The organism is Variovorax palleresanus, from assembly GCF_051144945.1.
Classification (GTDB): domain Bacteria; phylum Pseudomonadota; class Gammaproteobacteria; order Burkholderiales; family Burkholderiaceae_C; genus Variovorax; species Variovorax paradoxus_S.
The window spans coordinates 5120072-5146293 of the sequence record NZ_JBJNVP010000002.1 but is presented as its reverse complement, the minus strand read 5'-3'; the positions used below and the strand labels follow the sequence as shown (position 1 = coordinate 5146293).

Here is a 26222-nt window from a genome sequence, read left to right as displayed (position 1 = left end):
CGCCCTGCCCTCACTTCGGCTTCTTCTGGTAGCCGGGATGCCAGCGCAGCCACCATTGCTCCAGCCCGCGCGCGAACAGGTCGGCCAGCTTGCCGAGCAGCGCATACAGCAGGATGCCAACCAGCACGATGTCGGTCTGCAGGAACTCGCGGGCGTTCATCGTGAGGTAGCCGATGCCGGCCTGCGCCGAGATGGTTTCGGCCACGATCAGGATCACCCACATCAGCCCGAGCGAAAAGCGCAGGCCCACCAGGATGGACGACAGCGCGCCCGGCAAGATCACCTCGCGGTACAGCTGCCAGCGCGAGAGGCCATAGGTTCGGCCCATCTCGATCAGTTGCGGATCGACGTTCCGAATGCCGTGAAAGGTGTTGAGGTAGATCGGAAAGAACACCGACACCGAGATCAGAAACAGCTTGGCCGACTCGTCGATGCCGAACCACAGGATCACGAGCGGGATGAGCGCCAGCGCGGGAATGTTGCGCACCATCTGGATGGTCGAGTCGAGCAGCGTCTCGAAGAACTTCACCGATCCTGTCAAAAGGCCCAGCACCAGCCCGGTTCCGCCGCCGATGGCGAGGCCCGCGAGCGCACGGCCCGCGCTCACCTTGACGTGCGTCCAGAGCTCGCCCGACACCGCCAGCCCCCACGCCGCCTTGACCACGTCAACCGGCGCCGGCAGCACCCGCGTGGAGAGCCAGCCCAGCGATGAAGCAATCTGCCAGAAGACGATCAGCCCCACCGGCACGAGCCACGGCACCAGCCGGCCCGCCACGTTGGCACCGAAGGCCCGGAGTGCCCGGCCGGCGTTTTCTTCTGAAGGCGCGACCGCCGGCAGTTCTTGCACTTGTTCCGTCATGGGGGTCCTCAGCTTTGGGAAGCGAGACGCGAAGGCGCGTCGAGATTGGCGACCACTTCGCCGAACGGCCCGCTGAGCGAGCCGCCCGCAAGCCGTGTCTGCGCCTTGCGCGAGAGCAGCGGAAACACAAGCTCGGCGAAGCGGTAGGCCTCTTCGAGATGCGGGTAGCCCGAGAGAATGAATTTGTCGAGGCCTAGCGCGGCGTATTCCTCGATGCGCGCCGCCACGGTCTTGGGGTCGCCCACCAGCGCGGTGCCCGCGCCGCCGCGCACCAGCCCCACGCCGGCCCAGAGGTTGGGCGAAATCTCGAGTTCGGCGCGCGAGCGCCTGGCGCCGCCCGCATGCAGCGCCGCCATGCGGCGCTGGCCTTCGGAATCCATGCGCGCGAAGGCGGCCTGGGCACGGATCACGGTCTCGTCGTCGACACGGCTGATCAGTTCTTCGGCGGCTTTCCATGCGGCGTCTTCGGTTTCGCGCACGATCACGTGCAGCCGGATGCCGAACTCGACCTTGCGGCCCTTGCGCGCCGCGCGGTTGCGCACGTCGGCAATCTTCTTGGCCACCTCGGCGGGCGGCTCGCCCCACGTGAGGTAGGCATCGACCTGCTCGGCCGCGAGCTCGTGCGCGGCGACCGACGAGCCGCCGAACCACACCGGCGGATAGGGGGTCTGCACCGGCGGATAGAGCAGCTTGGCGCCCTTGACGCTCAGGTGGCGGCCCTCGTAGTCGAAGCCCAGGCCGTCATGGCTGCGCGCAAGAATCTCGCGCCAGATGCGGATGAACTCGGCCGACTGCTCGTAGCGCGCCGCATGGTCCAGGTACACGCCGTCGCCTTCGAGCTCGGCCTGGTCACCGCCGGTCACCAGGTTCACCAGCAGGCGGCCGCCCGAGAGCCGATCGAAGGTCGCGGCCATGCGCGCAGCGAGGCTGGGCTGGTGCAGCCCGGGCCGCACCGCAACCAGGAACTTGAGCTTCTTCGTCGCGCCGATCAGGCTCGAGGCGATCACCCAGGGGTCTTCGCACGAGCGACCGGTGGGAATGAGCACGCCTTCGTAGCCGAGGTTGTCGGCGGCCCCTGCGATCTGCTGCAGGTAAGCCAGATCGACGGGCCGCGCGCCCTCGCTCGTGCCGAGGTAGCGGCTGTCGCCGTGGGTGGGGAGAAACCAGAATATCTGCATGTCGTCTTCCGTCGGTTCGGGCCAGGCGGCCCCTCAGATGGCGAAGAAAAAGCCGCGCACGCGGGGCAGTGCGAAGCGCAGGCGCGGAAAGCCGGCACGTGTGCGCCGTTGCTGTCCGGCAATGCCCCAGGCGCGCGTGGTGGTGGCCACCACGCGTGCGGCGCGGTCCTGCAACGGCTGCGTCACAACGTGCCCGCCGCGGCGGCCTCGAGCACGCTGATCTTTCGGGGGATCAGCTTCAGGTCGAAGAAGGTGTCGGCGATCTTCTGCTGCTCGGCGAGCACGGCCTTGCTGATGGGGGTGGTGCCATAGGCCGCGCGCGCCACGGTCAGTTCGGCCACCGGTTGGGGCAGCCCCCACAGCGCGGCGAACTCGGCTGCCAGCTCGTTCTTGTGGGCGGCGCCCCAGACGTCGACCTTGTTGATCTCCTCGATCGCAATGGCCAGCACGTCGGCGTTCTTCGCCACATAGCCAAGCGACGAGAAGTAATAGCCGCGGTTGCCCACCACGCCGGTCGCATCAGCCAGGATGCGGGCCTCCAGCAACTTCTCGGCGGCGGCAAGGAACGGATCCCAGATCACCCATGCATCGACCGAGCCCTTCTCGAATGCGGCACGCGCGTCGGCCGGCGGCAGGTAGACGAGGTTCAGGTCGCTGTACGCGAGGCCGTGCTTCTCGGCCAGCTTGACGATGAAGTAGTGGACGTTCGAGCCCTTGTTGAGAGCGATCTTCTTTCCCTTCAGGTCGGCCACGGTCCTGATGGCGGAGCCCTTGGGCACCAGCACGGCTTCCGACTGGGGCCGCGGAAGCGTGGTTGCCACGTAGGCCAACGGCGCCCCCGCGGCCTGCGCGAAGATCGGCGGCGCTTCGCCCACGTCGCCGAAGTCGATGGAACCGACGTTCAGTGCTTCGAGCTGCACCGGACCGGCCGTGAACTCGGTCCACTTCACCGACACGCCGAGCGGCGCCAAGCGCTTCTCGAGCGTGCCGCGGCCCTTGAGGATGCTGAGGGCCCCCTTCTGGTGGCCGATACGAAGCTGGCGCCCCTGCGCCTGGGCCAGCGCCGCGAACGAAGGCAGCGCAAGCGCGGCGGCCGTGCCCTGCAGCAGGCGTCGGCGCGGAATGGAGATCGAAGTCATGAAGGCGTGTCCTTTCAGGCCGAGATGAAACCGACGATGAGCGCAACGGCGGTCACCACGATCGTGCTGATGGCAAGGTCTCGCAGCGCGCGCCAGATGGAGCGAGGCGGCGTTTCGAGCGCGGAGTCTTCGGTGGCTACGGGGTTCATGGGTGGATTCCTTTGGGCAAAGCTGTCCCCTCGCCGCGTACGGGCGACTTCAAAATGGGGAACGAAAATGAGATTGGCTGAGCGAGGGTTCGACGAAGAACCCGTCAGACGCTACATCGCACGCGGGAAAATGGGACCGGCTCGAAGCCGTGTGTCGCGGGCAGCTTCAGCCCTTCGGTCGCGAGCACCTCGACGGCCTCGTTGAGCCGCTCGGCCAGATCGGCATGCACCTGGTAGGCGTTCTCGGGCGTCAGCGTGATCTGCGAATCGGTCGCGTACACGCCCGGCAGGATGTGGCGCGCCGAGAGCGCGTGCAGCACCGGCCGCAATGCATAGTCGAGCGCGAGCATGTGGTGTGGGCTGCCGCCGGTGGCCAGCGGCAGCACCGTCTTGCCCTTGAGCGCGTTCTGCGCCAGCAAATCGAGGAAGACCTTCAGCACGCCGCTGTAAGCCGCCTTGTAGACCGGCGTGGCCACGACCACCACACGCGCACGCGCCACCTGCGCGATGGCGCGCTCGATGGCCGGATGGTTCCAGTCGGCCAAGAGCAGCGCCGCTGCCGGCAGATCACGGATCGCGAGCCGCTCGATCTGCGCATTGCGGCCGGCCAGCCGCTCGGCCACGGCCTCGAGCAAGGCGGTGGAGCGCGACGGTGCCGAAGGGCTGCCAGCAATCAGGAGAACGGACACAGATGGCTTTCGTTGGTTAGGGCGCAATCGACAGCCGGGAGGCTTCGATGCGGGAAGCGGTCTCCCCGCCCCCCCTCAGGAGAGGGGCGAAGCGACAGCCACAGGGGTGCAGCCCGGAGCGGGCTGTGAGCCCTACTTCGTGTAGATCTGGTCGAACGAGCCGCCGTCCGCGAAGTGCGCCTTGTCGGCCTTCGCCCAGCCGCCGAAGGCCTGGTCGATGGTCACCAGCGTCAGCTTGGGAAACTGCTTGTCGTACTTGGCCTTGGCCTTCTCCGAGGTCGGGCGGTAGAAGTTGCGGCCCGCAATGTCCTGGCCTTCGTCGGAATACAGGTACTTGAGGTATTCCTCGGCCACGGCGCGGGTGCCCTTCTTGTCGACCACCTTGTCGACCACCGCCACCGTGGGCTCGGCCAGGATGGAAATGGAAGGCACCACGATCTCGAACTTCTCAGTGCCGAATTCCTTCAGCGCCAGGAAGGCTTCGTTCTCCCAGGCCAGCAGCACGTCGCCCACGCCGCGTTGCACGAAGGTGATGGTGGAACCGCGCGCGCCGGTGTCCAGCACGGGCACGTTCTTGAACAGGCTGCCGATGTATTCCTTGGCCTTGGCGTCGCTGCCGTACTTGCGCTTGGCGAACTCCCAGGCGGCCAGGTAGTTCCAGCGGGCGCCGCCCGAGGTCTTGGGGTTGGGCGTGATCACCTGCACGCCCGGCTTGACGAGGTCGTCCCAGTCCTTCAGGCCCTTGGGGTTGCCCTTCTTCACCAGGAACACGATGGTCGAGGTGTAGGGGGCCGAGTTCTGCGGCAGGCGCTTCTGCCAGTCGGCCTTGACCACGCCGCCGTGCGTGACCAGCGCGTCGATGTCGCCGCCCAGCGCCAGCGTGGCCACGTCGGCATCGATGCCGTCGATGATCGACCGGGCCTGCTTGCCCGAGCCGCCGTGCGACTGCTTGATGCTGACGTCCTGGCCGGTCTTGGCCTTCCAGTATTTCGCGAACGCGCGGTTGTAGTCGACGTAAAGCTCGCGCGTCGGGTCATAGGACACGTTGAGCAGCGTCACGGGGGCGGCGCCCTGCGCAAACGACGGCAACGCCGTCAGGGCCATGGCACCGGCCACGCCGGCCCCCAGGGAAAGCTTGATAAAGTCGCGGCGAAGGCTCATGGTGTCTGGCTCAAAAAGGCATATCGATGAAGCCACGTATTCTGAATACGACATATAGAAACTGGAACGACCGAGTTCTCAGTTCTAAATAGCAAAATCAACTAAGCAACCGCTTTCCCCACCAGAGGCATCAAAAAATGGCACGCATGGTTCAGTGCATCAAGCTCGGCAAAGAGGCCGAAGGGCTCGACTTCCCGCCCTATCCCGGGGAACTGGGCAAGCGCCTGTGGGAGAACGTCAGCAAGGAAGCCTGGGCCGCCTGGCTCAAGCAGCAAACCATGCTGGTGAATGAAAACCGGCTGAATCTGGCCGATCTGCGCGCCCGCCAGTACCTGGCCCGTCAGATGGAAAAGCACTTCTTCGGCGAAGGCGCCGACGTTGCCCAGGGCTACGTTCCCCCCTCGAACTGAGCCCGTCTTGGCCGCCGAGCCCGTCGCCTGGCGCGCCGACGGCGTGCCGTACAGCGAGCGCTTCGACGACATCTACCACACCGAAACCGGAGCCCTGGCGCAGTCGCGCCATGTGTTCCTGGGCGGTTGCGGCCTGCCCGAAGCCTGGCACGGACGGCCGCAATGGCGGATTCTCGAAACCGGATTCGGCCTGGGCCTCAATTTTCTGACAACCTGGCAGGCCTGGCGCGAGGACGCCAACCGGCCAAGGCTGCTGCATTTCGTCTCGGTCGAAGCGCATCCCGTGGGTGCCGAAGACCTGCTGCGCGCTGCCGAGGCGTATCCCGAGCTGGCCTCGTTGGCCAAGGAACTGGCCGCCCAGTGGCAGGGGCTGCTGCCGGGATTTCACCGGTTGGCCTTCGACCAGGGCCGGGTCTTGCTCACGCTGTGCATCGGCGACGTGCAGGCCATGCTGCGCGCGCAGCGTTTCGAGGCCGACAGCATCTTTCTCGACGGCTTCAGCCCGCAGCAGAACCCCGCAATGTGGTCGCCCGACACGCTGAAAGCCGTGTCACGCTTTGCCCGCCAGGGCACCGGCCTTGCCACCTGGACCTATGCCCGCGCGGTGCGGGACGTGCTCTCTCAGAACGGCTTTCAGCTTGAAAGACGCGAGGGCCTGCCACCCAAGCGCGACTGCCTTGCCGGCGTGTTCGCGCCTGCGTGGACGGTGCGCCGCCGCGGCCCTGCACCCGAACACGTCGAGGCCCCCGGGCGCTGCGCAGTCATCGGTGCCGGGCTGGCGGGGGCGGCCGTGGCGGCGAGCCTGGCACGGCGCGGATGGCAGGTGACGGTGCTCGATGCGGCCGATCGCCCGGCCGCCGGCGCTTCGGGCCTGCCGGTCGGCGTGATGGCGCCGCATGTCTCGCCCGACGACGCCCTGCTGTCGCGGCTCACGCGCGCCGGCATTCGAGGCACGTGGCTCGAGCTGGAACGCCTGCTGGAAGAAGGCCGCGACTGGCGTGCTGGCGGCGTGCTGGAGCGCCGACCCGAGGGCGACGCGCGGGTGCCCGCCGGATGGAGCGACAGCGGCCCCAATGAGTCGTGGCCCGCAAGCACGGCGCAATTGGCAGAGACGGGGCTGCCTGCCGATGCGCCCGCGCTCTGGCACGCACGTGCGGGCTGGGTGCGCCCTTCGCGTTTGATCGAGGCGTGGCTGCGCGAGCCGGGCGTCGAGTTTCGCGGCAATGCGGCGGTTGCGCGCGTTTCACACAGCGCGGCGGGGTGGCAGCTGTTCGGCGACGACGGCCGGTTGCTGGCCGAAGCCGACCGCATCGTCGTTGCGGCAGGCTACCAATCGGGCCGCTTCGCTCCCCAGCTTCCACTGCAGCCGGTGCGCGGGCAGGTCGCGTGGGGCCGCGTGACGGACGAACTCGCGCTGCCCGCCACGCCGCTCAACGGCGACGGCCACCTGATCGCCCACGTGCCCGAAGGCGAAGGCGCCCTGCTCTGGCTCGCCGGCGCCACCTTCGACCGGGACAGCACCGAGCTCGCGCCGAACGACGCCGATGCCGAAGCAAACCGCGAGCGCCTGAAGCGGCTGCACCCCGCCGCCGCCGCGGGGTTGGCCGCCAGCTTCGATCGCGGCGAGGCCAACGCCTGGGTCGGCGTGCGCTGCGCATCGGGCGACCGCCGCCCGCTGGTCGGCCCGCTGGACGAGGACGGCCTGTGGGCATGCACCGCACTGGGCTCGCGCGGGCTCAGCTTCGCGGCCCTGTGCGCGGAGCTGCTGGCCGCGCAATGGCATGGGGAACCGCTGCCATTGCCGGCCAACCTGGCGAAGGCGCTGGGCACGCAGCGCACGCAGGCTTAGGCCCACATTTCCTGGCAATCGGCGGCATCTGACCGCCCGCAGCCACCACGGCGCACGCCAACACGTGAGAATGCTCCGCATGGCCATCCAATACGACATCACGCACACCACCGTCTACCGCTACAAGAAACCGGTGACCTTCGGGCTGCACCGCGTCATGTTCCGGCCACGCGACAGCCACGACCTGCGGGTGCTGGCCACCGACCTGCAGGTGAGCCCGCAGTCGTTCACGCGGCTGATCCAGGACCCGCATTCGAATTCGGTTGCGCTGGTGCAGCCCATGGGCGAGGCCACGGAGCTGCGCATCGTGTGCTCCTTCACCATCGAGCACGTGCCGGCGCAGCAAGACCAGCTCGCGCTCGATCCGGCGGCCGAGTTCCTGCCCTTTGCCTATACGGTGCAGGAGCGCCTCGACCTGGAGCATTACCTGCGGCCGCACCACGACGACGATGCGGGTGGAACCCTGATCCGCTGGGCCCACCAGTTCCTGCACACCGACCAGCCCAACAGCACGCGCGAAGTGCTCGCGCGCATGAACGCGCACATCGGCCAGAGCCTCGAATACAAGGCGCGCGATGAGGAAGGCACGCAGACGCCGCTGCAGACGCTGGCGCTCGGCAGCGGCAGCTGCCGCGACTACGCGCTCCTGATGATGGAGGCCGCGCGGCGCCTGGGCATCGCCACCCGGTTCGTCTCAGGCTATCTCTATGACGCCGCGCTCGACCGCGCGGCCCAGGCGCCCGGCGAATCGATGACCGGCGCCGGCACCACGCATGCCTGGCTGCAAGCCTACCTGCCGGGCATCGGCTGGCTCGCCTTCGATCCCACCAACAACCTCATGGGCAGCGGGCAACTTATTCGCGTCGGCGTCACGCGCGATCCGGCGCAGGCCGCGCCGATCTCCGGCAGCTGGTATGGCGATGCCGAGGCCTACGACGGCCTCGATGCCACCGTGGTGGTGACGCGGCGCAAGGAAGGCTGAAGCCCTCCGCGCGCAGGTGTCTCGCGGTGTCGCGCAGGAGATAGCAGCTACGGGAAAGCCCGGACCGACGCGCCCGGCAACGCCCCTACGCTGCCCCGCCGGTTCAGCGAAATAGCACGGTCGTTCTCTACGGTCGGTTGAGGCTCCGCTGCGCCGGGCTTCTTCCCAACACCAAGAAAACGGAGAGAGACACCCATGCATTCAGCGCGCCTGACATTTCTTGCCCTCGCAGCCAGCCTTGCCGTCGCATCCTGCGGCGGGGGCGGCGGCGGCAACGGTTTTGCCTTCACGCCACTGCCTCCGGCTCCGGCTCCCGCGCCACCGGCGCCGCCCCCTCCCCCGCCTCCACCCGAAGAAACGCGCCTGCAGGACAGCCGCAATTCCTTCGCGCCCGCCGATCCCGCCGCCACCACTTTTGCGGCGCTCGCGGCCGATGCCGGCGACACCATCGACAACGCCACCACCAGCCGTTGGGCCGGCATGCTGGGCGGCGCGCAATACCGCGTCGAAGTGCCCGCCAACTGGAACGGCAAGCTCGTGATGTACGCGCACGGCTATGCCGGCGACGTCAACCTGCTGAAGGTGAACGACCCGTCCATCCGCCGCTACCTGATCCAGAACGGCTACGCCTGGGCCGCCTCGAGCTACAGCAAGAACTTCTACGACGTGCGCGCGGGCGTTGAAGACACCAATGCGCTGGCCCTGCAGTTCAACGCCATCGCCAAGGCCAACGGCCGCGAGCTCGCGGCACCGTCGAGGCTCTACATCACGGGCCACTCGATGGGCGGCCACATCACCGCGGCGGCCATCGAGGACGAGGCCTACGCCACGGCCAACCACAAGGTGAAGTACAACGGCGCAGTGCCGATGTGCGGCGTGCTCGGCGACACCGAGCTGTTCGACTATTTCTCGGGCGCGCAGGTCGCCGCGCAGGCGCTGGCCGGGTTGCCCAAGTACCCCACCGTCAACTGGTTGGACATCAAGGCGCAAGTCACTGGCACGCTGTACACCGCCTTCCCGGGCACGCCGACGGCCACCGGATTGAAGTTCGCCTCAGTAGTGAAGAACCTCACCGGGGGCGAACGGCCGATGTTCGACCTCGGCTTTACGCAGGGCGGCTCGTTCGCGGCGGTGTGGGGTGTGTTCGGCAGCGACGGCACGGTCAACGGCATCCTGAACAGGAGCACCCTCGACACCAACCGCTTCACCTACACCATCGACGGCGACGTGCCGGGGACCACGGCCCTGAACGCCTCGGTGCTCAAGCTGACGGCGGCGGCCGACGCCAACCGCCTCCGTACCGACGGCCTGCGCTGGATCCCCAAGGCCAACGGCGAATTCAAGATTCCCGTGGTCACGCTGCACACGCTGGGCGACCTCTACGTGCCCTTCAGCATGGAGCAGATCTACCAGCAGCGCGCGGCGGCCAAGGGCAACGGCGGCTGGCTGGTGCAGCGCGCGGTTCGGGGCATCTCGCACTGCGACTTCACGCTCGCCGAACAGGTCGAAGCCTTCGACGCCATGGTCAAGTGGGAGCGCGACGGCGTGAAGCCGGCGGGCGACGACGTGGTCACCGCGGCCACGGTGGCGGACCCGGCCTATGGCTGCACGTTCACGCGCCCGCTGGGCACGGTGGACGAAGGCGCCACCAGCAAGGCAACCCGGCCGGGCGCAGCCGCCGCTCGCCCCTGCCCGCCCTGATCGGCGTGTGACCGGCATGTGACCGGCGGGCCGAGTCTCGCGCGGCAAGAGGCGGGGAAGCGACATTGACGCCCGTTGCAAACGGCGGCAATGTCGCACCATCGGCTTGGCACCGAAGATGCCTTGAAGGACGACGCATGAGACTCCTCGCACTTGCCGCCGGCACGCTGGTGGCCGCAGCCCTGGCCTGGCACGCAGCGCCCTCGTTCGCCGCCGAGCCGGCCCGGCGCGTGCCGCCGCCCAGGTTCGACTTGATGACCCCGCCCACCGCGAAATACGAGACCGCCGTGTTCGCCGGCGGCTGCTTCTGGGGCGTGCAAGGCATATTCCAGCGCGTCAAGGGTGTGAACAACGCCGTGTCGGGCTATGCCGGCGGCGACGCGAAGACCGCACGCTATGACAAGGTGGGTTCCGGCCGAACCGGCCACGCCGAAACGGTGCGCATCAACTACGACCCGCAGCAGGTCAGCTACGGCAAGCTGCTGCAGATCTTTTTTTCGGTGGTGCACGACCCGACCGAGCTGAACCGGCAGGGGCCGGACACGGGCCCTCAATACCGCTCCACCGTGTTTGCCGAGAACATCGAGCAGGCCCGCGTGGCGAGGGACTACATCGCGCAGCTGAACCAGGCCAAGACCTTCGGCAAGCCATTGGCCACCACGATCGAAATGTCGAAGCCCTTCTATGCGGCCGAGGCCTACCACCAGGACTTTCTCACGCGCAATCCGAGATACGGCTACGTCGTGATTTACGACATGCCGAAGCTCGATAACCTCAAGAAGCTGTTTCCCGAGAGCTACCGGGCGACGCCTGTGCTGGTGAACCCGGCAAAGGGCGGCTGAACTTCAACCCGCTTCCGGTGCATCCGCCAGCGCGTCGTAGCCGCCGCGGCGTGCCGCCTGGTTGCAGCGTGCGCGACGCACGAGCGCCTTCTGCGCCACCTCCATATTGGCGGAGTCGCCTTTCCAGGCATCCAGCGCCGGTTGCTGGACGGCGCGCGAGTATGAAAATGCCAATGCCCAGGGCAGCCGCGACTTGAATCGCTGGTTCATTGCATTCAGCCGCGCGGAAGCGAGCTGCGCCGATTGGCCGCCCGAGAGAAAAGCGATCCCCGGCACTGCGGCAGGCACGGTGCGCAGCAGGCACGCCACCGTAGCATCGGCAACTTCTTCCACGCTCTCTTGCTGCGGACAGGCCTGCCCGGGCAGCACCATGTTCGGCTTCAGGAGCATGCCTTCGAGCAACACGCCCTGCAGATGCAGCTGGGCGAAGACCGTGTGCAGCGTGTCTTCCGTGATTTCCGCGCAGCGAGCCAGGGAATGGTCGCCTTCCATCAGCACTTCGGGCTCGACGACGGGAACGAGTCCCGCCTCCTGGCACAGGGCCGCGTAGCGGGCCAGCGCGTGGGCATTGACCTCGATGCATGCGCGGCTGGGCAAGCCGGGCCCCGGCGTGATGACGCCGCGCCATTTGGCAAAACGCGCGCCCATGCCAGCGTACTCGGCCAGCCGCTCGCGCAGGCCGTCCAGGCCTTCGGTGACCGTTTCGCCCGGATGGCCCGCCAGCGGCTTCGCGCCGGTGTCGACCTTGATGCCGGGAATGATGCCCACGGCGCCCAGCGCCGAGACGAAGGACACGCCCGCGCTGGTTCGCTGCCGGATGGTTTCGTCGAAAAGAATCGCGCCGCTGATGCATGCGCCCAGGCCCGGTGCGGTGACGATCAGCTCGCGCCAGTCGCGCCGCGCGTCTTCGGTCTGGGGAATGTTCAGTTTGGCGAAGCGCTTGTGGCAGGTGGCGTTGCTCTCGTCCATGGCGAGCAGCCCCTTGTCTCCTGCGACCAGTGCCTGTGCGGTATCGATCAATGCCTGTGAAGTCATGATGATGTGACCCTCGCTTGCAACGATCGTACGCCTGTGCCTGGCCTCCGGCTAGATCACGTTCTTTTCGAGCAGCGGCCGGTCCTCCAGGATCCGCGCAAACGAAACCGGCGACAGATCGAGGCTGCGGTACTCGCCGTAGCGGATGAGTTCGGCGATTCCGCGCCCCGTTGCCGGGCAGTGCTGAAGCCCGTGCCCCGAGAAGCCATTCGCAAAGTACAGGTTCTCGCAGTCCGGATGCAGGCCCAGGATCGGGTTGTGATCGAACAGGTTCATCTCGTAGTAGCCGGCCCATGCGCCGGTCATGCGGATGGCCTCGAAGACGGGCACGCGCTTGGCCAGCGCGGGCCAGATGAAATCGTCGAACACCCGGTAGTCGACTTCGAGCGGCGCATCGTCGCGGTCCCGATCCTGGGGCGGCGCAAAACCGCAGATGAAGCGGCGGCCCTCGGGGCGAAACCAGATGCCCGACGTGTCGATCACCAACGGACAGCCCGGCAGGGTGTCGGGGCACGAGAAGCTGAACACCATGCGGCGCCGGCCGCGCACCGGCAGGTCGATGCCGGCCATGCCCGCCACCTTGGCGGCCCAGGCACCGGCGGCATTGACCACGACGTCGGCCTGGAGCACGTTGCCGATATCGAGTTCGACGCCCTTCACCCGATGGCCGTCGCGCTGCAACCCGGTCGCCTTGGCCTGCACATACAGCGCGCCTTGCGAAACCGCCTTCTTGCGAAAGGCCTGCAACAGGCTGTAGCCGTCATACCAGCCCTCGCCCGAAAGGCCCAGCGACGCGAGCGCGATGTCCTCTTTCGACATCCAGGGGAAGCGCGCCTCCAGCTGATCCGGCGTCATCAAGATCACGTCGACATCATGCGTCTTCTGCAGCGCGTGGTTCTCGCGCAGCACTTCGACGCCGTCCGTGGGCGCCAGGTACAGATAGCCGGGCTCGACCAGGCCGATGTCGGGCACGTTGTCGCCCACGCGCAGGGTTTCGCCAAGGGCGCGAAAGAACTCGATGCCGTAGAGCGACATCTCGATGTTGACGGCGGTGGAGAACTGCTGCCGGATCGAACTGGCCGACAGGGCCGACGACGCCTGCGTGTACGAAAAATCGCGCTCGACCACGGTCACCTCGAACGGTTCCTCCTCTGGATCCCGGTTCAAGAAATAAGCGATGGCGGAGCCGATCGCGCCGCCGCCGATGATCACCACACGACGCATGAAATACCTTTCTTGCTGCTCGCCGACATGCCATTGTCCCAAGCGCCGCGAAAAACCGCGAGCCCCGCCCGCAGAATAGCAACGATGAGAAAAGACATTCCCAACCTGGGTGCGCTGCAAGCCTTCGAGGCCTCGGCGCGGCTGGGGAGTTTCACCCGTGCGGCGGCCGAGCTGGCACTGACGCAGAGCGCCGTCGGCCGGCAGGTGGCCGCGCTCGAGCAGCGGCTGGGGGTGCCGCTTTTCTCGCGCGTGCGCCGGCGCCTCACCCTCACCGATACGGGGCGCGAATACGCGGCACGCATCCGCCGCCACCTCGACCAGATCCGCCGCGACACGCTGGAGATCAGCGCCGGCCACGACATGGGTTTTGTGCTCGAAGTGGCCGTGGTGCCCACATTCGCCACGCAATGGCTGATTCCGCGCCTGCCCGATTTCAGCCGTCGGCATCCGAACATCACCGTCAATCTCTCGGCGCGGTCGCAGCCCTTCTCGTTCCAGGAGAACGCCTACGACGCCGCCATTTACTTCGGCGACCAGTTCTGGCCCAACACCCAGGGCGGGCTGATCTTTTCCGAGGGCGAAATGGTGCCGGTCTGCAGCCCCGCGTTTCGCGATGCCAACGGGCCGTGGGACGAATCGGCCTTCGAACGCTGCCGCCACGTTCACCTGGGCACGCGCGCGCACGCCTGGCGCGACTGGTATGCGCAGCAAGGCTGGGACTACACCGTGCACGCCTCGCGCGGGCCGCGCTACGAACTCTTCACCATGGTGACGGCCGCTGCGGCCGCCGGCATGGGCGTGGGCCTTGCGCCGCGCATCCTGATCGAGCGCGAACTGCGAACCGGCGAACTCGTGATCCCGATCGACCGCCACCTGGACGTGCGCCAGGGCTACTACTTCGCCCATCCCGAAGGCCGCCCGGCTTCCGGGGCGCTGGAGCACTTCAAGCGCTGGGTGCTTGGGCTCACGCCCGGCTGACAGGATCGTCGAAGCGCTCGACTGCGGCCCATTGCTGGCCTGCAATTTGCTCCTTCGATCAAAAATGACAGAAAATTTTCTTTTTTGTCTTATATTTGTAAACTCGTTTTCATCGGATGCCCCGTTTCGGGTGCACGAACCCACGCATGAGCACCAACGTCGACAACACTGGCACCACCGTGGCCCAGCGCATTGCGCAGGCCCTGCCGCGGCTGACGCGTTCGCACCGCCAGGTGGCCGACTTCGTGCTGGAGCATCCGCTGCAGGTTGCGACCTTGCCGATCGACGAGCTTGCAGCCGCCGTCGGCGTGTCCGTCGCCACGGCCAACCGCTTTGCCCGGGCACTCGATTTCGACGGCTACGCCACCTTTCGCGCCGAACTCGTTCGCGGGTTCGAATCGCTGGTGGCGCCGGTGGAGCGCCTGCGCGGCAACCTCGAGCATCCGACCACCGTGGCCGAAGTGTTCGCCACCGCGCTCGACGAAAGCCGCCGCAACATCGAAGCCACGCGCCAGTCGCTCGACTACGCCGCCTGCGAAGCCGCGGTGCAGCGCATCGGCAAGGCGCGCTCTGTCTACATTGCCGGCTTCGGCGCCAGCGCGTGGCTGGCGGGGCTGCTGCAGCACGGCCTGGACGGCAGCTGCAATGACGTGCGGATGCTCTCCAGCGTCAGCGGCGTGACGCATGCGGCACGCTCGCTGATGCACGCCGGGCCGCAGGACCTGTTCATCGGCCTGACCTTTCCGCGCTACCTCACGGACACGGTGGCGCTGGCCCAGATTGCCAAGGGCCAGGGCTGCGCCGTGCTGGCGCTGACCGACCGCCCGAGTTCGCCGCTGGCGCCGCTGGCCGACGTGGTGCTCTATTGCCAGACCGAAACCAGCTACCGGCCGAACTGCGAGACCAGCGTGCTGGCGTTGATCGAGGCGCTGACCAGCGCGGTGGCGCTGCGGGCGCCGCGCGCGGTCCAGTCCGCGAGCCGCATCCTGCAGGCCGTGCGGCCCTGGCTGCATGGCGCCCAAGGCCTGCCGCGAGCCGATGCCGCCACACAACTCGCCGGCGCCGCCGCCACGGCCGACGCCCGCAAGAAAAAGAAGAAAGTTTCCCGATGAACAACGTCATGCCCGTCATCGCCATTCATGGCGGTGCCGGCACCATCAGCGCCGCCACGACCGATGCAGCCCAGGCAGAGGCCTATCACGATGCCTTGCGAAGCTTCGTGCTGGCCGCTCAGGCACTGCTCCGGAAGGGCGCCTCCGCGCTCGATGCCACCTGCCTCGCGGTCGAGCTGCTCGAAGACTGCCCGCTCTTCAACGCAGGCCATGGCTCGGTTTTCACGCACGACGAAACGCACGAGCTCGATGCCGCCGTGATGGACGGCGCCACCCTGGCCGCCGGTGCGATTGCCGGCGTGTGCCATATCCGCCGCCCGGTGCGCGCCGCGCGCGCCGTGCTCGAAGACGGCGCCCACGTGCTGCTCGCCGGCCCCGGCGCCGAAGCCTTCGCGCGCGAACACGGGCTGGAGATGGTCGAGCCCTCCTTCTTCTCCACCGACGCGCGCCGCCAGCAGCTCTACCGCGTGCGCGGCACCGGCCGCGTGGTGACGGACCATGAAGGCGCGGCCATGACGACGCCGCCGCTCGACGAAGACAAGAAGCTCGGCACCGTGGGTGCCGTCGCGCTCGACATGCACGGCCACCTCGCCGCAGCCACCTCGACCGGCGGCATGACCAACAAGCGCGTCGGCCGCATCGGCGATTCGCCCCTGATCGGTGCCGGCACCTATGCCGACGACCGCACCGCCGCCGTCTCTTGCACCGGCAGCGGCGAGATGTTCATCCGCGTCGCGGCGGCCTACGACGTTTGCGCCCGCATGGCCTACGGCGGCGCCACGCTCGAAGCAGCCACGCATGCCGTCGTGCAGCAGTCGCTGCCGGCCATTGGCGGCACCGGCGGGCTGATTGCCGTCGACCGCCACGGCAACCTGAGCCTCGCCTTCAACACCGAAGGCATGTACCGCGGCCATGCCCGCGGCGATGAAACGCCGGTCACGGCCATCTTCGCCTGACGCCCTCCTTCCTTCGCACTCCCATGTCCACCCCTCCCCTCGCCCTGCCGGACGGCCGCGTCCTCGCCGTCGACGATCTCACCGTGCGCTTCTCGACTTCCGAGCGCACCGTCGACGCCGTCAAGAATCTCTCGTTCCACGTCGACCATGGCGAAACGCTCGCGGTGGTGGGTGAATCGGGTTCGGGCAAGTCAGTCACTTCGCTTGCACTGATGCGTCTGGTCGAGCATGGCGGCGGCCGCATCCTCGGCGGGCGCATGGCGTTTCGCCGCCGCAATGGCGAGGTGCTCGACCTGGCGCAGGCACGCGACACCACGATGCGCGGCATTCGCGGCGCTGACATCGCGATGATCTTCCAGGAGCCGATGACGTCTCTCAACCCGGTGTTCACCGCCGGCGACCAGATTGCCGAGGCCATTCGCATCCACCAGGGCAAGAACAATGCGGCCGCGCGCGCCGAGGCATTGCGCATGCTGGAGCTGGTGCGCATTCCCGAAGCGCGCAACGTGCTCGACCGCTTTCCGCACCAGCTCTCGGGCGGCATGCGCCAGCGCGTGATGATCGCGATGGCGCTGTCGTGCAAGCCGCAGCTGCTGATCGCCGACGAGCCCACCACCGCGCTCGACGTGACGATCCAGGCGCAGATCCTCCAGCTCATCCGCGAGCTGCAGAAAGAGATGCGCATGGGCGTGCTCTTCATCACGCACGACATGGGCGTGGTGGCCGAGATTGCCGACCGCGTGCTCGTGATGTACCGCGGCGACAAGGTGGAAGCCGGCACGTCCGACACCGTGTTTGCCGCGCCGCAGCACCCCTACACCAAGGCGCTGCTGTCGGCCGTGCCCAAGCTGGGCGCGATGCAGGGCACCGACCTGCCGGCCAAGTTCGAGCTGCTGCGCGCCGAGGGCAGCCCGGACACCGTGCCGTGCACCAACACCACGCCGCAAACCACCGTGCGTGAAGACGCAGGTCCCATCCTGCGGGTGCGCGACCTGGTGACGCGCTTCGACGTGCGCAGCGGTCTTTTCGGCCGCGTGAAGCGCCGCGTGCACGCGGTCGAGAAGATCAGCTTCGACCTGTACCCCGGCGAAACGCTGGCGCTGGTGGGCGAATCGGGCTGCGGCAAGTCGACCACCGGCCGCTCGCTGCTGCGGCTGGTCGAAAGCCAGAGCGGCGCCATCGAGTTCGGCGGAAAAAACATCCGCGAGCTGCCCACGCGCGAGTTGCAGGCTCTGCGCCGCAACATCCAGTTCATCTTCCAGGACCCGTTCGCCTCGCTCGATCCGCGCGTGACGGTCGGGTTCTCGATCATGGAGCCGCTCTTGATCCACGGCATTGCCAAGGGCGCCGAAGCACAGCAGCGCGTCGACTGGCTGCTGCAGAAGGTGGGCCTTCCGCCCGAGGTGGCGCAGCGCTATCCGCACGAGTTCTCGGGCGGCCAGCGCCAGCGCATCGCGATTGCGCGCGCGCTCGCACTCAATCCCAAGGTGGTGGTGGCCGACGAATCGGTATCGGCGCTGGACGTGTCCATTCAGGCGCAGATCGTCAACCTGATGCTCGACCTGCAGCGCGAACTGGGCGTGGCCTTTCTCTTCATCTCGCACGACATGGCGGTGGTCGAGCGCATCAGCCACCGCGTGGCCGTGATGTACCTCGGCCAGATCGTCGAGATCGGCCCGCGCCGCGCCGTCTTCGAGGCGCCGCAGCACGCCTATACCCGCAAGCTGATGGCCGCGGTGCCGGTGGCCGACCCGTCGCGCCGCCACAAGCCGCGCGCGCTGCTCGAAGGCGAGATTCCGAGCCCGATCCGCGCCGTGGGCGACGAGCCCGACGTGCCGCCGCTGGTGCAGGTGGCGCCCGGGCACTTTGTCGCGCGGCACGCCATTGGCGGCGCCTTCTGATTGATCGACCGATTTTTTCAACCCGCAGGCCCTCCTGCTTTTTTCTCGAACCACCGGAGTTCTTTCCATGAAGCAATCTTCTTCCTCCCTGCGATGGGCATCGGCACTGCTGGGCCTGGCCGCTCTGGCGATGACCGGCACGGCAATGGCCGCGAAAGACGCCGTGCTGTCGATCGGCTACCAGCCCGAAACACTCGACCCGTACAACACCAACACGACCATCACCACGGCCGTGACCAAGACCTTCTATGAAGGCCTGTTCCAGTTCGACAAGGACCTGAAGGTCCAGAACGTTCTGGCCGAAGGCTACGAGGTGTCGAAGGACGGTCTGGTCTACACCATCAAGCTGCGCCAGGGCGTCAAGTTCCATGACGGCACCGACTTCAACGCCGAAGCCGTCAAGTTCACGCTCGACCGTGTGCTGAATCAGGAAAACAAGCTGCTGCGCTACAACCAGTTCAACCGCGTGGGCAAGGTCGAGGCACTCAACCCCACCACCGTGCGCATCACGCTGAAGGAGCCCTTCGGCCCCTTCATCAACTCGCTGGCCCACGCCTCGGCCGCAATGATTTCGCCCACCGCGCTGAAGAAGTGGGGCAACAAGGACATCGCCTTCCACCCCGTGGGCACCGGCCCCTTCGAGTTCGTCGAGTGGAAGCAGACCGAAGCGGTCAAGGCCAAGAAGTTCGACGGCTACTGGAAGAAGGGCTATCCGAAGATCGACAACCTCCAGTGGAAGCCGGTGCTCGAGAACAACACGCGCGCCGCCATGCTGCAGACCGGCGAAGCCGATTTCGCGTTCCCGATTCCCTACGAACAAGCCGAGCTGCTGAAGAAGAGCGACAAGCTCGAAGTGGTGGCCATTCCTTCGATCATCACGCGCTTCCTGGCTTTCAACATGCTGCAGAAGCCCTATGACAACCCGAAGGTGCGCGAAGCCATCGGCTATGCCATCAACAAGGAGGCACTGGCCAAGGTCGCGTTCGGCGGCTATGCCTTCCCCGCGCAGGGCGTGCTGCCGCAGGGCGTGAAGTACGCCGAGAAGATGGCGCCGATTCCCTATGACGTGAAGAAGGCCAAGGAACTGCTGGCGGAAGCCGGCTACCCGAACGGCTTCGAGTCGGTGCTGTGGAGCGCCTACAACAACACGACCAGCCAGAAGACCATCCAGTTCGTGCAGCAGCAGCTCGCGCAAGTGGGCATCAAGCTGCAGGTGCAGGCGCTCGAAGTGGGCCAGCGCACCGAGCAGGTCGATGCATGGCCCGATCCGAAGACGGCCAAGGTCCGCATGTACTACACGGGCTGGTCGTCGTCGACCGGCGAGGCCGACTGGGGCCTGCGCCCGCTGTTCGCCTCCGAAGCCTGGTCGCCGAAGCTGAACAACATGTCGTTCTACAAGAGCGAAGTGGTGGACAACGCGCTGGCCAAGGCTCTGATTACCGTGGACGACAAGGAAAAGGCCGCGCTCTACAAGACCGCGCAGGAAGAGATCCGCAAGGACCTGCCGCGCGTGCCGCTGATTACCGAGCAGAACCTGTCGGCGCATTCCAAGCGCCTGTCGGGTGTGTTCGTGATGCCTGACGGCAACATCAACATCGACGCGATTTCAATTAATTGACCCACCCCCGAAGCGGCTCACTTCGTGTAGCCGCCTCCCCCTCAAGGGGGCGACACCTGCGGCCCGGCGGAGCCGGTTCCGCGGTGTCTCCCGATTGGCCCCGAGGCCTTGACGAGGGTTGATTGTCTGTATGCCATGCTGAATTACTTTCTCAAACGACTGTTGGGCCTGATCCCGACACTGCTCATCGTGGCGGTGCTGGTGTTCCTGTTCGTGCACATGCTGCCCGGCGATCCGGCGCGCCTTGCCGCCGGCCAGGACGCCGACGAGCAGACCGTGGCCATGGTGCGCCAGGAGCTGGGCCTGGACAAGCCGATGCCGCAGCAGTTCGTGAGCTTCTTCACCCACATGCTGCAAGGCGACTTCGGCACATCGATCCGCACCCGGCGGCCGGTGTCGACGGAGATCGGCGAGCGCTTTTTCCCCACGGTGATGCTGACCATCACCAGCATGGTGTGGGCCGTGTTCTTCGGCATGGGCATCGGCATCGTCTCCGCGGTGTTCCGCAACCAATGGCCCGACCGGCTCGGCATGACGCTGGCGGTATCGGGCATCTCCTTTCCCGCATTTGCACTCGGCATGCTGCTGATGCAGATCTTTTCGGTCCAGCTCGGCTGGCTGCCCACCGTGGGCGCCGCCACCTGGAAGCACTACATCCTGCCCTCGATCACGCTGGGCGCCGCCGTGGCGGCCGTGATGGCGCGCTTCACGCGCGCGTCTTTCGTCGAGGTGATCCAGGAAGACTTTGTTCGCACCGCGCGCGCCAAGGGCGTGCGGGAGCGCACCGTCATCATCAAGCACTGCCTGCGCAACGCGCTGATCCCGGTCGTCACGATGATGGGCCTGCAGTTCGGCTTTTTGCTGGGCGGCTCGATCCTGGTCGAGGCGGTCTTCAACTGGCCCGGCCTCGGCCGCCTCTTGGTCGATGCTGTGCAGATGCGCGACTACCCAGTGATCCAGACGCTGGTGCTGCTGTTCTCGCTCGAATTCATCCTGATCAATCTGGTGGTCGATGTGCTGTATGGCTTCATCAACCCCACCATCCGCTACAAGTGAGCAAGCAGCCATGACGCAAGCTACCGGCCTGTCTGCCGAAATCATCGTCCCGCCCGTAGTGGCGGTTCAAACCGCGGGCAAGGTCCGCACGCCGTGGGGCGAATGCTGGCGCCGCTTCAAGAAACAGCCGGTGGGCATCGTGGCCGCGCTCTTCGTGCTGCTGCTGGTGTTCGTCGCGGTGTTCGCGCCGTGGATCGTGCCCTTCGACGCGGAGAACTTCTTCGACTACGACATGCTGAACACCGGGCCTTCGGCCACGCACTGGTTCGGTGTCGACCCGCTGGGCCGGGACATCTTCAGCCGCATCTTGATGGGTGCGCGCATCTCGCTGATGGCCGGCTTTCTTTCGGTGCTGGTGGGTGGCTTCATCGGCACGGCCTTCGGCCTGCTCGCGGGCTACTACGAAGGCTGGTGGGACCGCATCGTGATGCGAATCTCCGACGTGCTGTTCGCCTTCCCCGGCATCCTGCTGGCGCTGGGCGTGGTCGCCATCCTCGGCAGCAGCATGACCAACGTGGTGGTGGCGGTGTCGGTGTTCAGCGTGCCGGCCTTCGCGCGCCTGGTGCGCGGCAACACGCTGGTGCTCAAGCAGCAGACCTACATCGAGGCCGAGCGCAGCATCGGCGCATCGGACTGGACCATCATCGTGCGGCACATCCTGCCAGGCACGATCTCGTCGATCGTCGTGTACTTTTCGATGCGCGTCGGCACTTCGATCATCACGGCGGCCAGCCTTTCGTTCCTGGGCATGGGCGCGCAGCCGCCAACGCCCGAATGGGGCGCAATGCTCAGCGAAGCCCGCGCCGACATGGTGACCTCGCCGCACGTGGCGCTGTTCCCCAGCCTGGCCATCTTCTTCACTGTGCTGGCCTTCAACCTGCTGGGCGATGCGCTGCGCGACGCGCTCGACCCGAAGATCGACCGCGAGTAGCCTGCCCTCCTTTCTTCAATGACATCGAATCCTCCCCGCATCGGCAACCTGCTCCAGGGTCCGCGCAACGCGATCACCGACGTGGAAGGCGTGACGGTGGGCCACCGGACGCTCGATGACGGCCCTGTGCAAACCGGTGTGACGGTGATCCGGCCCCATGCCGGCGACCCGTTCCGCGACAAGGTGCCGGCCGCTGCCGTGGTGCTCAACGGCTTCGGCAAGAGCGTGGGGCTGGTGCAGATGGCCGAGCTCGGCGTGCTCGAGACGCCGATCGCGCTCACCAACACCTACTCGGTGGGCACGGTGGCCACCGCGCAGATCCGCCACTGCGTGGCCGCCAACCCCGAGAGCGGCCGGTCGCTGCCCACGGTCAATCCGCTGGTGTTCGAGTGCAACGACGGTTTTCTCAACGACATTCAGCGCCTGGCCGTGAGCGAGGCCGACTACCTGCGTGCGCTTGAAGACGCCGGCAGCGACTTCGCGCAAGGCTCCGTGGGGGCCGGGCGCGGCATGTCGTGCTTCCAGCTCAAGGGCGGCATCGGCAGCGCCTCGCGCCGGGTGTCCGCGCAGGATGGCGGCGTGCACACGGTCGGCACGCTGGTGCTGGCCAACTACGGCCGCCCATCGCAATTGGTGCTGGCCGGCCAGGCAATCGGCGAGCAACTGGTGTCCAGGCTGGCCGCAGAAGGCAGCCGGACATCGAGGGAGCCCGAAAAAGGCTCGATCATCATCGTGGTGGCCACTGACGCGCCGCTGGACGCGCGCCAACTGCGCCGGCTGGCCTTGCGCGCGGGCGCCGGCCTGGCACGCACCGGCTCGGTCTTCGGCCATGGCAGCGGTGACATCGTGCTGGCCTTCTCGACCGCCTGCACGCTGCCCGACCGCGCCGAACGCCCGATGCCGGCCATCGCGATGGTGCACGAGAGCCTGCTCGACGGCCTGTTCGAGGCCGCGGCCGACAGCACCGAGCAGGCCATTCTTCATGCGCTGTGGCACGCCACGGCCGTGACCGGGCGCGACGGCAACCACCGGCCGACGCTGGCCGAGCTGCTGCCCTCCTCCGTTTCTTCTTCTCTTGCACCGCCACACGCCCCATGAAAGTTCTGATCTCCACCGACATCGAAGGCGTTGCCGGCGTTTACCACTCGGAGCAGGTGCGCTCCGGCAACCCCGAATTCGAGCGCGCCCGCCTGCTGATGGCAGAGGAGGCCAACGCGGCCATTGCGGGCGCCTTCGATGCCGGCGCCGCCGAAGTGCTGGTCAACGACTCGCACGGCGGCTTTCGCAACATGCCGCCCGACGTGCTCGATGCGCGCGCGCGCGTGGTGCAGGGCAAGCCGCGCTACCTCAGCATGGTGGCCGGCGTCGAGGAAGGCGTGGACGCGGTCTGCATGGTCGGCTACCACTCGCGCGCGCAGGGGCGCGGCATCCTGGCGCACACGATCAACAGCTTTGCCTTTGCAGGCATCTGGCTCGGCGACCAGGAGCTGGGCGAGGCCGGGCTCTATGGGGCGCTGGCCGGCGAATACGGCGCGCCGGTGGTCATGGCCAGCGGCGACGACGTGTTCATCGACGAGAACCGGCCGCTCTTTCCGCATGCGACCTTCGTCCAGACCAAACGCGCCACGGGGTTCAACAGCGGCGTGTCGCTGTCGCCCGAGCAGTCGCGCGAGGCGATCCGGGCCGGCGTGGCGGAGGCGCTGGCCGGGCGCGCCAACGCAAGTCCGCTGGTGTTGAAGGGCCCGCAGGTGGTCACGCTGCGCACCCAGTCGCCGGGCATGGCCGATCTGTTCTGCCAGTGGCCAGCCTTCGAGCGCGTCGACGGCGTGACCCTGCGCTTCACCGCCGAAACCGTGGAAGCTGCGGTGCGCATGCTGAACTGCTGTTCGGCGATGTCGTCGATGCTGCGCTGAAAGTATTACTCCCTCTCCCTCCGGGAGAGGGCTGGGGTGAGGGCCGGCAACGGTGACCTTGCCCAACTGCTCTCTCCCCAGCGAGAGAGTGGACAAACGCGGATCTCCCGCGGGCGTTATCCTTGCCTGGTGAGAGCACTCTCGCCTTATCCAGAATAAGCATTCAACCGCCCGGAAACCCGCATGGGCGCTGGAGAATAAGCTTATCCGCATAAAGCGCGAACCAAAAAATAGTTTGCTTCCATAAGGCCAGCTTTCAGAATCTCGGCTTCTTGCTGGGGCGCCCCGTTGTACGTGCGGCACCGCACTTCTTCAAGACACACGCACGATGTACCAATACACAGAATTCGATCGCCAGTTCGTTCATCAACGGGCTGCCCAGTTCCGGGACCAGCTCGAGCGCTGGCAAAAAGGCCGTCTCCACGAAGACGAGTTTCGCCCCCTGCGCCTGCAAAACGGCTGGTACGTGCAGCGCTACGCACCGATGCTGCGCGTGGCCGTGCCCTATGGCGAGCTTTCGAGCCGCCAACTGCGCGTGCTGGCCCGCATTGCCCGCGAGTACGACGAGCCCGAGGCCGAGGTCTACAAGAAGGCGCTGGAAACCCAGGGCCTGCTCGGCACGCACAAGCTGCCCACGCACTACGCCCACTTCTCGACGCGCCAGAACGTTCAGTACAACTGGATTCCGCTTTCAAAGTCGGCCGACGTGATGGACCTCCTGGCTTCGGTCGACATGCACGGCATCCAGACCAGCGGCAATTGCATTCGCAACATCACGAGCGACGAGCGCGCCGGCATCGCGATCGACGAGATCGCCGATCCGCGCCCGTTCGCGGAAATCATGCGCCAGTGGAGCACGCTGCATCCTGAGTTCGCCTTTTTGCCGCGCAAGTTCAAGATCGCCATCACCGGCGCCACCGAAGACCGCGCCGCCACCGGCTGGCACGACGTGGGCCTGCACGTGGTGAAACACGAGGCTGGCGATGCATCACAAAACATCGCCCCTGGCGATGTGGGCTTCCGCGTGCAGGTGGGCGGCGGCATGGGCCGCACGCCCATCATCGGCACCGTGCTGCGCGAGTTCCTGCCCTGGCAGCAGATCATGAATTACCTCGAAGCGGTGATCCGGGTCTACAACCGCTATGGCCGCCGCGACAACATCTACAAGGCGCGCATCAAGATCCTGGTGAAGGCCGAAGGCCAGCGCTACATCGACGACGTCGAGGCCGAGTACAAGCAGATCCTCGAGCACGACGGCGCACCGCACACCATCACGCAGGAAGAGTACGACCGCGTGGCCGCCTCCTTCGTGCCGCCGACGCTCGCCACCCGCGTGCTGCAAAGCGCCGAGAAGACCGACGCCGAGCTGCGCGCCCACGCCGCGGACGACGTGCAGTTCGCCCGCTGGCTGGCCCGCAACGTGGCCCCGCACAAGAACCCCGCGCTGCGCGCTGTCACGTTGTCGTTCAAGCGCCTGAAGCAGGCGCCCGGCGATGCCTCGGCCGACCAGCTCGACACGCTCGCCGTGCTGGCCGACCGCTTCTCGGCCGGCGAAGCCCGCGTCACGCACGACCAGAACATCGTGCTGCCCTGGGTGCATGCCGAAGACCTGCATGCACTGTGGCTTGCCGCCCGCGCCGCCGGCTTTGCCAGCGCCAACGTGCACCTCTTGACCGACATGATCGCCTGCCCCGGCGGCGATTTCTGCTCGCTGGCGAACGCACGTTCCATTCCAATTGCCGAAGCGATCACCGAGCGCTATCAAGACCTCGACGAGCTCGACGACCTGGGCGAGATCGACCTGCACATCAGCGGCTGCATCAATTCGTGCGGCCACCACCACAGCGGCCACATCGGCATCCTGGGCGTCGACAAGGACGGGAAGGAGTGGTACCAGGTGTCGCTGGGCGGCTCCGACGGCTCCGCACTCAGCGGCACCCCGCAGGCGGGCAAGGCGGTCGGCCCCTCTTTCTCGGCGGCCGAAGTACCGGGCGTGATCGAGGCCGTGCTCACCACGTACCGCGACACCCGCGAGGGCGGCGAAACCTTCATCGACACCTTGCGCCGCGTCGGCCACGACCCGTTCAAGGCCGCCGCCAACGGCGCGCGGTTCAAGGTGGAGGAAGCAGCATGAACAGGCATCTCAACATCCTGGCCGCCGAAGAGCATATCGACGACGGCGATCCGAAGGTCCTGCAACTGCCGAACGATGCCGACCCGCTCGCCATCGAGGTGTGCCTGGAAGACATCGAGCGCATCGACCTGAGCTTTCCGAAGTTCACCGATGGCCGCGCCTACAGCCAGGCATTTTTGCTGCGCCGCCGCCTCGGCTTCAAGGGCGACATCCGCGCCACCGGCGACGTGCTGATCGACCAGCTGGTGCAGATGGAACGCACCGGCTTCTCCAGCGCCGTGCTCAAGGAAGGCGTGGATGCCACCGACGCGCAGCGCCAGTTCGATCGTTTTTCCGCCTTCTACCAGGGCGATGCGGTGAAGACCGCGCCGCACTTTGCGGCTGGCACCTGAGCCCGATTGGAAA

Annotated in this window: 25 protein-coding genes; 16 read left to right on the top strand and 9 right to left on the bottom strand. The window is 66.9% G+C overall.

Translation table 11 applies throughout. The annotated features are described in order from the left end of the window. Positions 1-10 precede the first annotated feature (10 nt). From ssuC to ACJ7Z0_RS28155, 7 genes are all read right to left on the bottom strand, one after another. Positions 11-859 carry an aliphatic sulfonate ABC transporter permease SsuC gene (gene ssuC, locus ACJ7Z0_RS28185; protein ID WP_434792492.1) on the bottom strand — a complete coding sequence of 283 codons (849 nt, stop codon included), beginning with the start codon at positions 857-859 and terminating at the stop codon, positions 11-13. 8 nt (positions 860-867) lie between these two features. After that, positions 868-2037, bottom strand: coding sequence for an FMNH2-dependent alkanesulfonate monooxygenase (gene ssuD / locus ACJ7Z0_RS28180; RefSeq protein WP_434792491.1), 1170 nt, complete (start codon positions 2035-2037; stop codon positions 868-870). Positions 2038-2070: 33 nt separating this feature from the next. Then, positions 2071-2223, bottom strand: coding sequence for a hypothetical protein (locus ACJ7Z0_RS28175; protein WP_434792490.1), 153 nt, complete (start codon positions 2221-2223; stop codon positions 2071-2073). Continuing rightward, positions 2220-3176 (bottom strand): sulfonate ABC transporter substrate-binding protein, encoded by a 957-nt coding sequence (locus ACJ7Z0_RS28170; protein WP_434792489.1) that lies wholly within the window; start codon positions 3174-3176, stop codon positions 2220-2222. Before ACJ7Z0_RS28170 ends, ACJ7Z0_RS28175 begins: the two co-directional genes overlap by 4 nt. 14 nt (positions 3177-3190) lie before the next feature. Beyond that, positions 3191-3325 carry a hypothetical protein gene (locus ACJ7Z0_RS28165; protein ID WP_434792488.1) on the bottom strand — a complete coding sequence of 45 codons (135 nt, stop codon included), beginning with the start codon at positions 3323-3325 and terminating at the stop codon, positions 3191-3193. Positions 3326-3429: 104 nt separating this feature from the next. Beyond that, on the bottom strand, positions 3430-4014 hold the full coding sequence (gene ssuE, locus ACJ7Z0_RS28160) for an NADPH-dependent FMN reductase (RefSeq protein WP_434792487.1): 585 nt from the start codon (positions 4012-4014) through the stop codon (positions 3430-3432). Positions 4015-4146: 132 nt separating this feature from the next. Beyond that, positions 4147-5175 carry a sulfate ABC transporter substrate-binding protein gene (locus ACJ7Z0_RS28155; protein WP_434792486.1) on the bottom strand — a complete coding sequence of 343 codons (1029 nt, stop codon included), beginning with the start codon at positions 5173-5175 and terminating at the stop codon, positions 4147-4149. Between the two features lie 137 nt (positions 5176-5312). On the opposite strand from ACJ7Z0_RS28155, the gene ACJ7Z0_RS28150 reads away from it, so the two are divergent. The 5 genes from ACJ7Z0_RS28150 (at position 5313) to msrA (ending at position 10959) form a co-directional block, all read left to right on the top strand. Then, positions 5313-5585, top strand: a complete 273-nt coding sequence (locus ACJ7Z0_RS28150; RefSeq protein WP_012748083.1) for an oxidative damage protection protein — start codon at positions 5313-5315, stop codon at positions 5583-5585. 7 nt (positions 5586-5592) lie between these two features. After that, a complete protein-coding gene (mnmC, locus tag ACJ7Z0_RS28145; protein ID WP_434792485.1) occupies positions 5593-7434 on the top strand; it encodes a bifunctional tRNA (5-methylaminomethyl-2-thiouridine)(34)-methyltransferase MnmC2/FAD-dependent 5-carboxymethylaminomethyl-2-thiouridine(34) oxidoreductase MnmC1 in 1842 nt (613 codons plus the stop codon). Between the two features lie 79 nt (positions 7435-7513). Beyond that, positions 7514-8416, top strand: coding sequence for a transglutaminase family protein (locus ACJ7Z0_RS28140; RefSeq protein ID WP_235505173.1), 903 nt, complete (start codon positions 7514-7516; stop codon positions 8414-8416). Between the two features lie 195 nt (positions 8417-8611). Next, entirely contained in the window at positions 8612-10117 is a 1506-nt protein-coding gene (locus ACJ7Z0_RS28135; RefSeq protein WP_434792484.1) for an alpha/beta hydrolase family protein, read from the top strand. A gap of 137 nt (positions 10118-10254) precedes the next feature. Next, a complete protein-coding gene (gene msrA, locus ACJ7Z0_RS28130; RefSeq protein ID WP_434792483.1) occupies positions 10255-10959 on the top strand; it encodes a peptide-methionine (S)-S-oxide reductase MsrA in 705 nt (234 codons plus the stop codon). 3 nt (positions 10960-10962) lie between these two features. Here msrA and ACJ7Z0_RS28125 read toward each other — a convergent pair whose 3' ends face one another. Continuing rightward, on the bottom strand, positions 10963-11994 hold the full coding sequence (locus ACJ7Z0_RS28125; protein ID WP_434792482.1) for a class I fructose-bisphosphate aldolase: 1032 nt from the start codon (positions 11992-11994) through the stop codon (positions 10963-10965). A 51-nt stretch (positions 11995-12045) separates the two neighbouring features. Then, on the bottom strand, positions 12046-13218 hold the full coding sequence (locus tag ACJ7Z0_RS28120; RefSeq protein WP_434792481.1) for an NAD(P)/FAD-dependent oxidoreductase: 1173 nt from the start codon (positions 13216-13218) through the stop codon (positions 12046-12048). Between the two features lie 84 nt (positions 13219-13302). Here ACJ7Z0_RS28120 and ACJ7Z0_RS28115 point away from each other — a divergent pair, with 84 nt between their 5' ends. The 11 genes from ACJ7Z0_RS28115 (at position 13303) to ACJ7Z0_RS28065 (ending at position 26209) form a co-directional block, all read left to right on the top strand. After that, positions 13303-14196, top strand: coding sequence for a LysR substrate-binding domain-containing protein (locus tag ACJ7Z0_RS28115; protein ID WP_431131142.1), 894 nt, complete (start codon positions 13303-13305; stop codon positions 14194-14196). Between the two features lie 146 nt (positions 14197-14342). Continuing rightward, positions 14343-15308 (top strand): MurR/RpiR family transcriptional regulator, encoded by a 966-nt coding sequence (locus ACJ7Z0_RS28110; protein WP_434792480.1) that lies wholly within the window; start codon positions 14343-14345, stop codon positions 15306-15308. Then, positions 15305-16264, top strand: a complete 960-nt coding sequence (locus ACJ7Z0_RS28105) for an isoaspartyl peptidase/L-asparaginase family protein (RefSeq protein ID WP_434792479.1) — start codon at positions 15305-15307, stop codon at positions 16262-16264. The genes ACJ7Z0_RS28110 and ACJ7Z0_RS28105 overlap by 4 nt, the downstream gene beginning before the upstream one ends. Before the next feature lie 23 nt (positions 16265-16287). Beyond that, entirely contained in the window at positions 16288-18165 is a 1878-nt protein-coding gene (locus ACJ7Z0_RS28100; RefSeq protein ID WP_431131136.1) for a dipeptide ABC transporter ATP-binding protein, read from the top strand. A 67-nt stretch (positions 18166-18232) separates the two neighbouring features. After that, positions 18233-19783 (top strand): glutathione ABC transporter substrate-binding protein GsiB, encoded by a 1551-nt coding sequence (gene gsiB / locus ACJ7Z0_RS28095; protein WP_434792478.1) that lies wholly within the window; start codon positions 18233-18235, stop codon positions 19781-19783. Between the two features lie 135 nt (positions 19784-19918). Further along, the gene (gsiC, locus tag ACJ7Z0_RS28090; protein WP_434792477.1) at positions 19919-20839 is read left to right on the top strand and encodes a glutathione ABC transporter permease GsiC; all 921 of its coding nucleotides are present in this window, start codon (positions 19919-19921) and stop codon (positions 20837-20839) included. A gap of 10 nt (positions 20840-20849) precedes the next feature. Continuing rightward, entirely contained in the window at positions 20850-21770 is a 921-nt protein-coding gene (gene gsiD, locus ACJ7Z0_RS28085; protein ID WP_434792476.1) for a glutathione ABC transporter permease GsiD, read from the top strand. Between the two features lie 18 nt (positions 21771-21788). Continuing rightward, positions 21789-22868, top strand: coding sequence for a P1 family peptidase (locus ACJ7Z0_RS28080; protein WP_434792475.1), 1080 nt, complete (start codon positions 21789-21791; stop codon positions 22866-22868). Continuing rightward, positions 22865-23683 carry a M55 family metallopeptidase gene (locus ACJ7Z0_RS28075; RefSeq protein ID WP_434792474.1) on the top strand — a complete coding sequence of 273 codons (819 nt, stop codon included), beginning with the start codon at positions 22865-22867 and terminating at the stop codon, positions 23681-23683. Before ACJ7Z0_RS28080 ends, ACJ7Z0_RS28075 begins: the two co-directional genes overlap by 4 nt. Before the next feature lie 328 nt (positions 23684-24011). Beyond that, a complete protein-coding gene (locus ACJ7Z0_RS28070; protein WP_055806316.1) occupies positions 24012-25817 on the top strand; it encodes a nitrite/sulfite reductase in 1806 nt (601 codons plus the stop codon). Further along, positions 25814-26209 (top strand): DUF934 domain-containing protein, encoded by a 396-nt coding sequence (locus ACJ7Z0_RS28065; RefSeq protein WP_434792473.1) that lies wholly within the window; start codon positions 25814-25816, stop codon positions 26207-26209. The genes ACJ7Z0_RS28070 and ACJ7Z0_RS28065 overlap by 4 nt, the downstream gene beginning before the upstream one ends. Positions 26210-26222: the final 13 nt, after the last annotated feature.

Coding starts and splice junctions, on each gene's coding strand:
- ssuC (WP_434792492.1), bottom strand. CDS start 859: ATGACGGAACAAGTGCAAGAACTGCCGGCGGTCGCGCCTTCAGAAGAA.
- ssuD (WP_434792491.1), bottom strand. CDS start 2,037: ATGCAGATATTCTGGTTTCTCCCCACCCACGGCGACAGCCGCTACCTC.
- ACJ7Z0_RS28170 (WP_434792489.1), bottom strand. CDS start 3,176: ATGACTTCGATCTCCATTCCGCGCCGACGCCTGCTGCAGGGCACGGCC.
- ACJ7Z0_RS28165 (WP_434792488.1), bottom strand. CDS start 3,325: ATGAACCCCGTAGCCACCGAAGACTCCGCGCTCGAAACGCCGCCTCGC.
- ACJ7Z0_RS28155 (WP_434792486.1), bottom strand. CDS start 5,175: ATGAGCCTTCGCCGCGACTTTATCAAGCTTTCCCTGGGGGCCGGCGTG.
- ACJ7Z0_RS28150 (WP_012748083.1), top strand. CDS start 5,313: ATGGCACGCATGGTTCAGTGCATCAAGCTCGGCAAAGAGGCCGAAGGG.
- ACJ7Z0_RS28140 (WP_235505173.1), top strand. CDS start 7,514: ATGGCCATCCAATACGACATCACGCACACCACCGTCTACCGCTACAAG.
- ACJ7Z0_RS28135 (WP_434792484.1), top strand. CDS start 8,612: ATGCATTCAGCGCGCCTGACATTTCTTGCCCTCGCAGCCAGCCTTGCC.
- msrA (WP_434792483.1), top strand. CDS start 10,255: ATGAGACTCCTCGCACTTGCCGCCGGCACGCTGGTGGCCGCAGCCCTG.
- ACJ7Z0_RS28125 (WP_434792482.1), bottom strand. CDS start 11,994: ATGACTTCACAGGCATTGATCGATACCGCACAGGCACTGGTCGCAGGA.
- ACJ7Z0_RS28120 (WP_434792481.1), bottom strand. CDS start 13,218: ATGCGTCGTGTGGTGATCATCGGCGGCGGCGCGATCGGCTCCGCCATC.
- ACJ7Z0_RS28115 (WP_431131142.1), top strand. CDS start 13,303: ATGAGAAAAGACATTCCCAACCTGGGTGCGCTGCAAGCCTTCGAGGCC.
- ACJ7Z0_RS28110 (WP_434792480.1), top strand. CDS start 14,343: ATGAGCACCAACGTCGACAACACTGGCACCACCGTGGCCCAGCGCATT.
- ACJ7Z0_RS28105 (WP_434792479.1), top strand. CDS start 15,305: ATGAACAACGTCATGCCCGTCATCGCCATTCATGGCGGTGCCGGCACC.
- ACJ7Z0_RS28100 (WP_431131136.1), top strand. CDS start 16,288: ATGTCCACCCCTCCCCTCGCCCTGCCGGACGGCCGCGTCCTCGCCGTC.
- gsiB (WP_434792478.1), top strand. CDS start 18,233: ATGAAGCAATCTTCTTCCTCCCTGCGATGGGCATCGGCACTGCTGGGC.
- gsiC (WP_434792477.1), top strand. CDS start 19,919: ATGCTGAATTACTTTCTCAAACGACTGTTGGGCCTGATCCCGACACTG.
- gsiD (WP_434792476.1), top strand. CDS start 20,850: ATGACGCAAGCTACCGGCCTGTCTGCCGAAATCATCGTCCCGCCCGTA.
- ACJ7Z0_RS28080 (WP_434792475.1), top strand. CDS start 21,789: ATGACATCGAATCCTCCCCGCATCGGCAACCTGCTCCAGGGTCCGCGC.
- ACJ7Z0_RS28075 (WP_434792474.1), top strand. CDS start 22,865: ATGAAAGTTCTGATCTCCACCGACATCGAAGGCGTTGCCGGCGTTTAC.
- ACJ7Z0_RS28070 (WP_055806316.1), top strand. CDS start 24,012: ATGTACCAATACACAGAATTCGATCGCCAGTTCGTTCATCAACGGGCT.
- ACJ7Z0_RS28065 (WP_434792473.1), top strand. CDS start 25,814: ATGAACAGGCATCTCAACATCCTGGCCGCCGAAGAGCATATCGACGAC.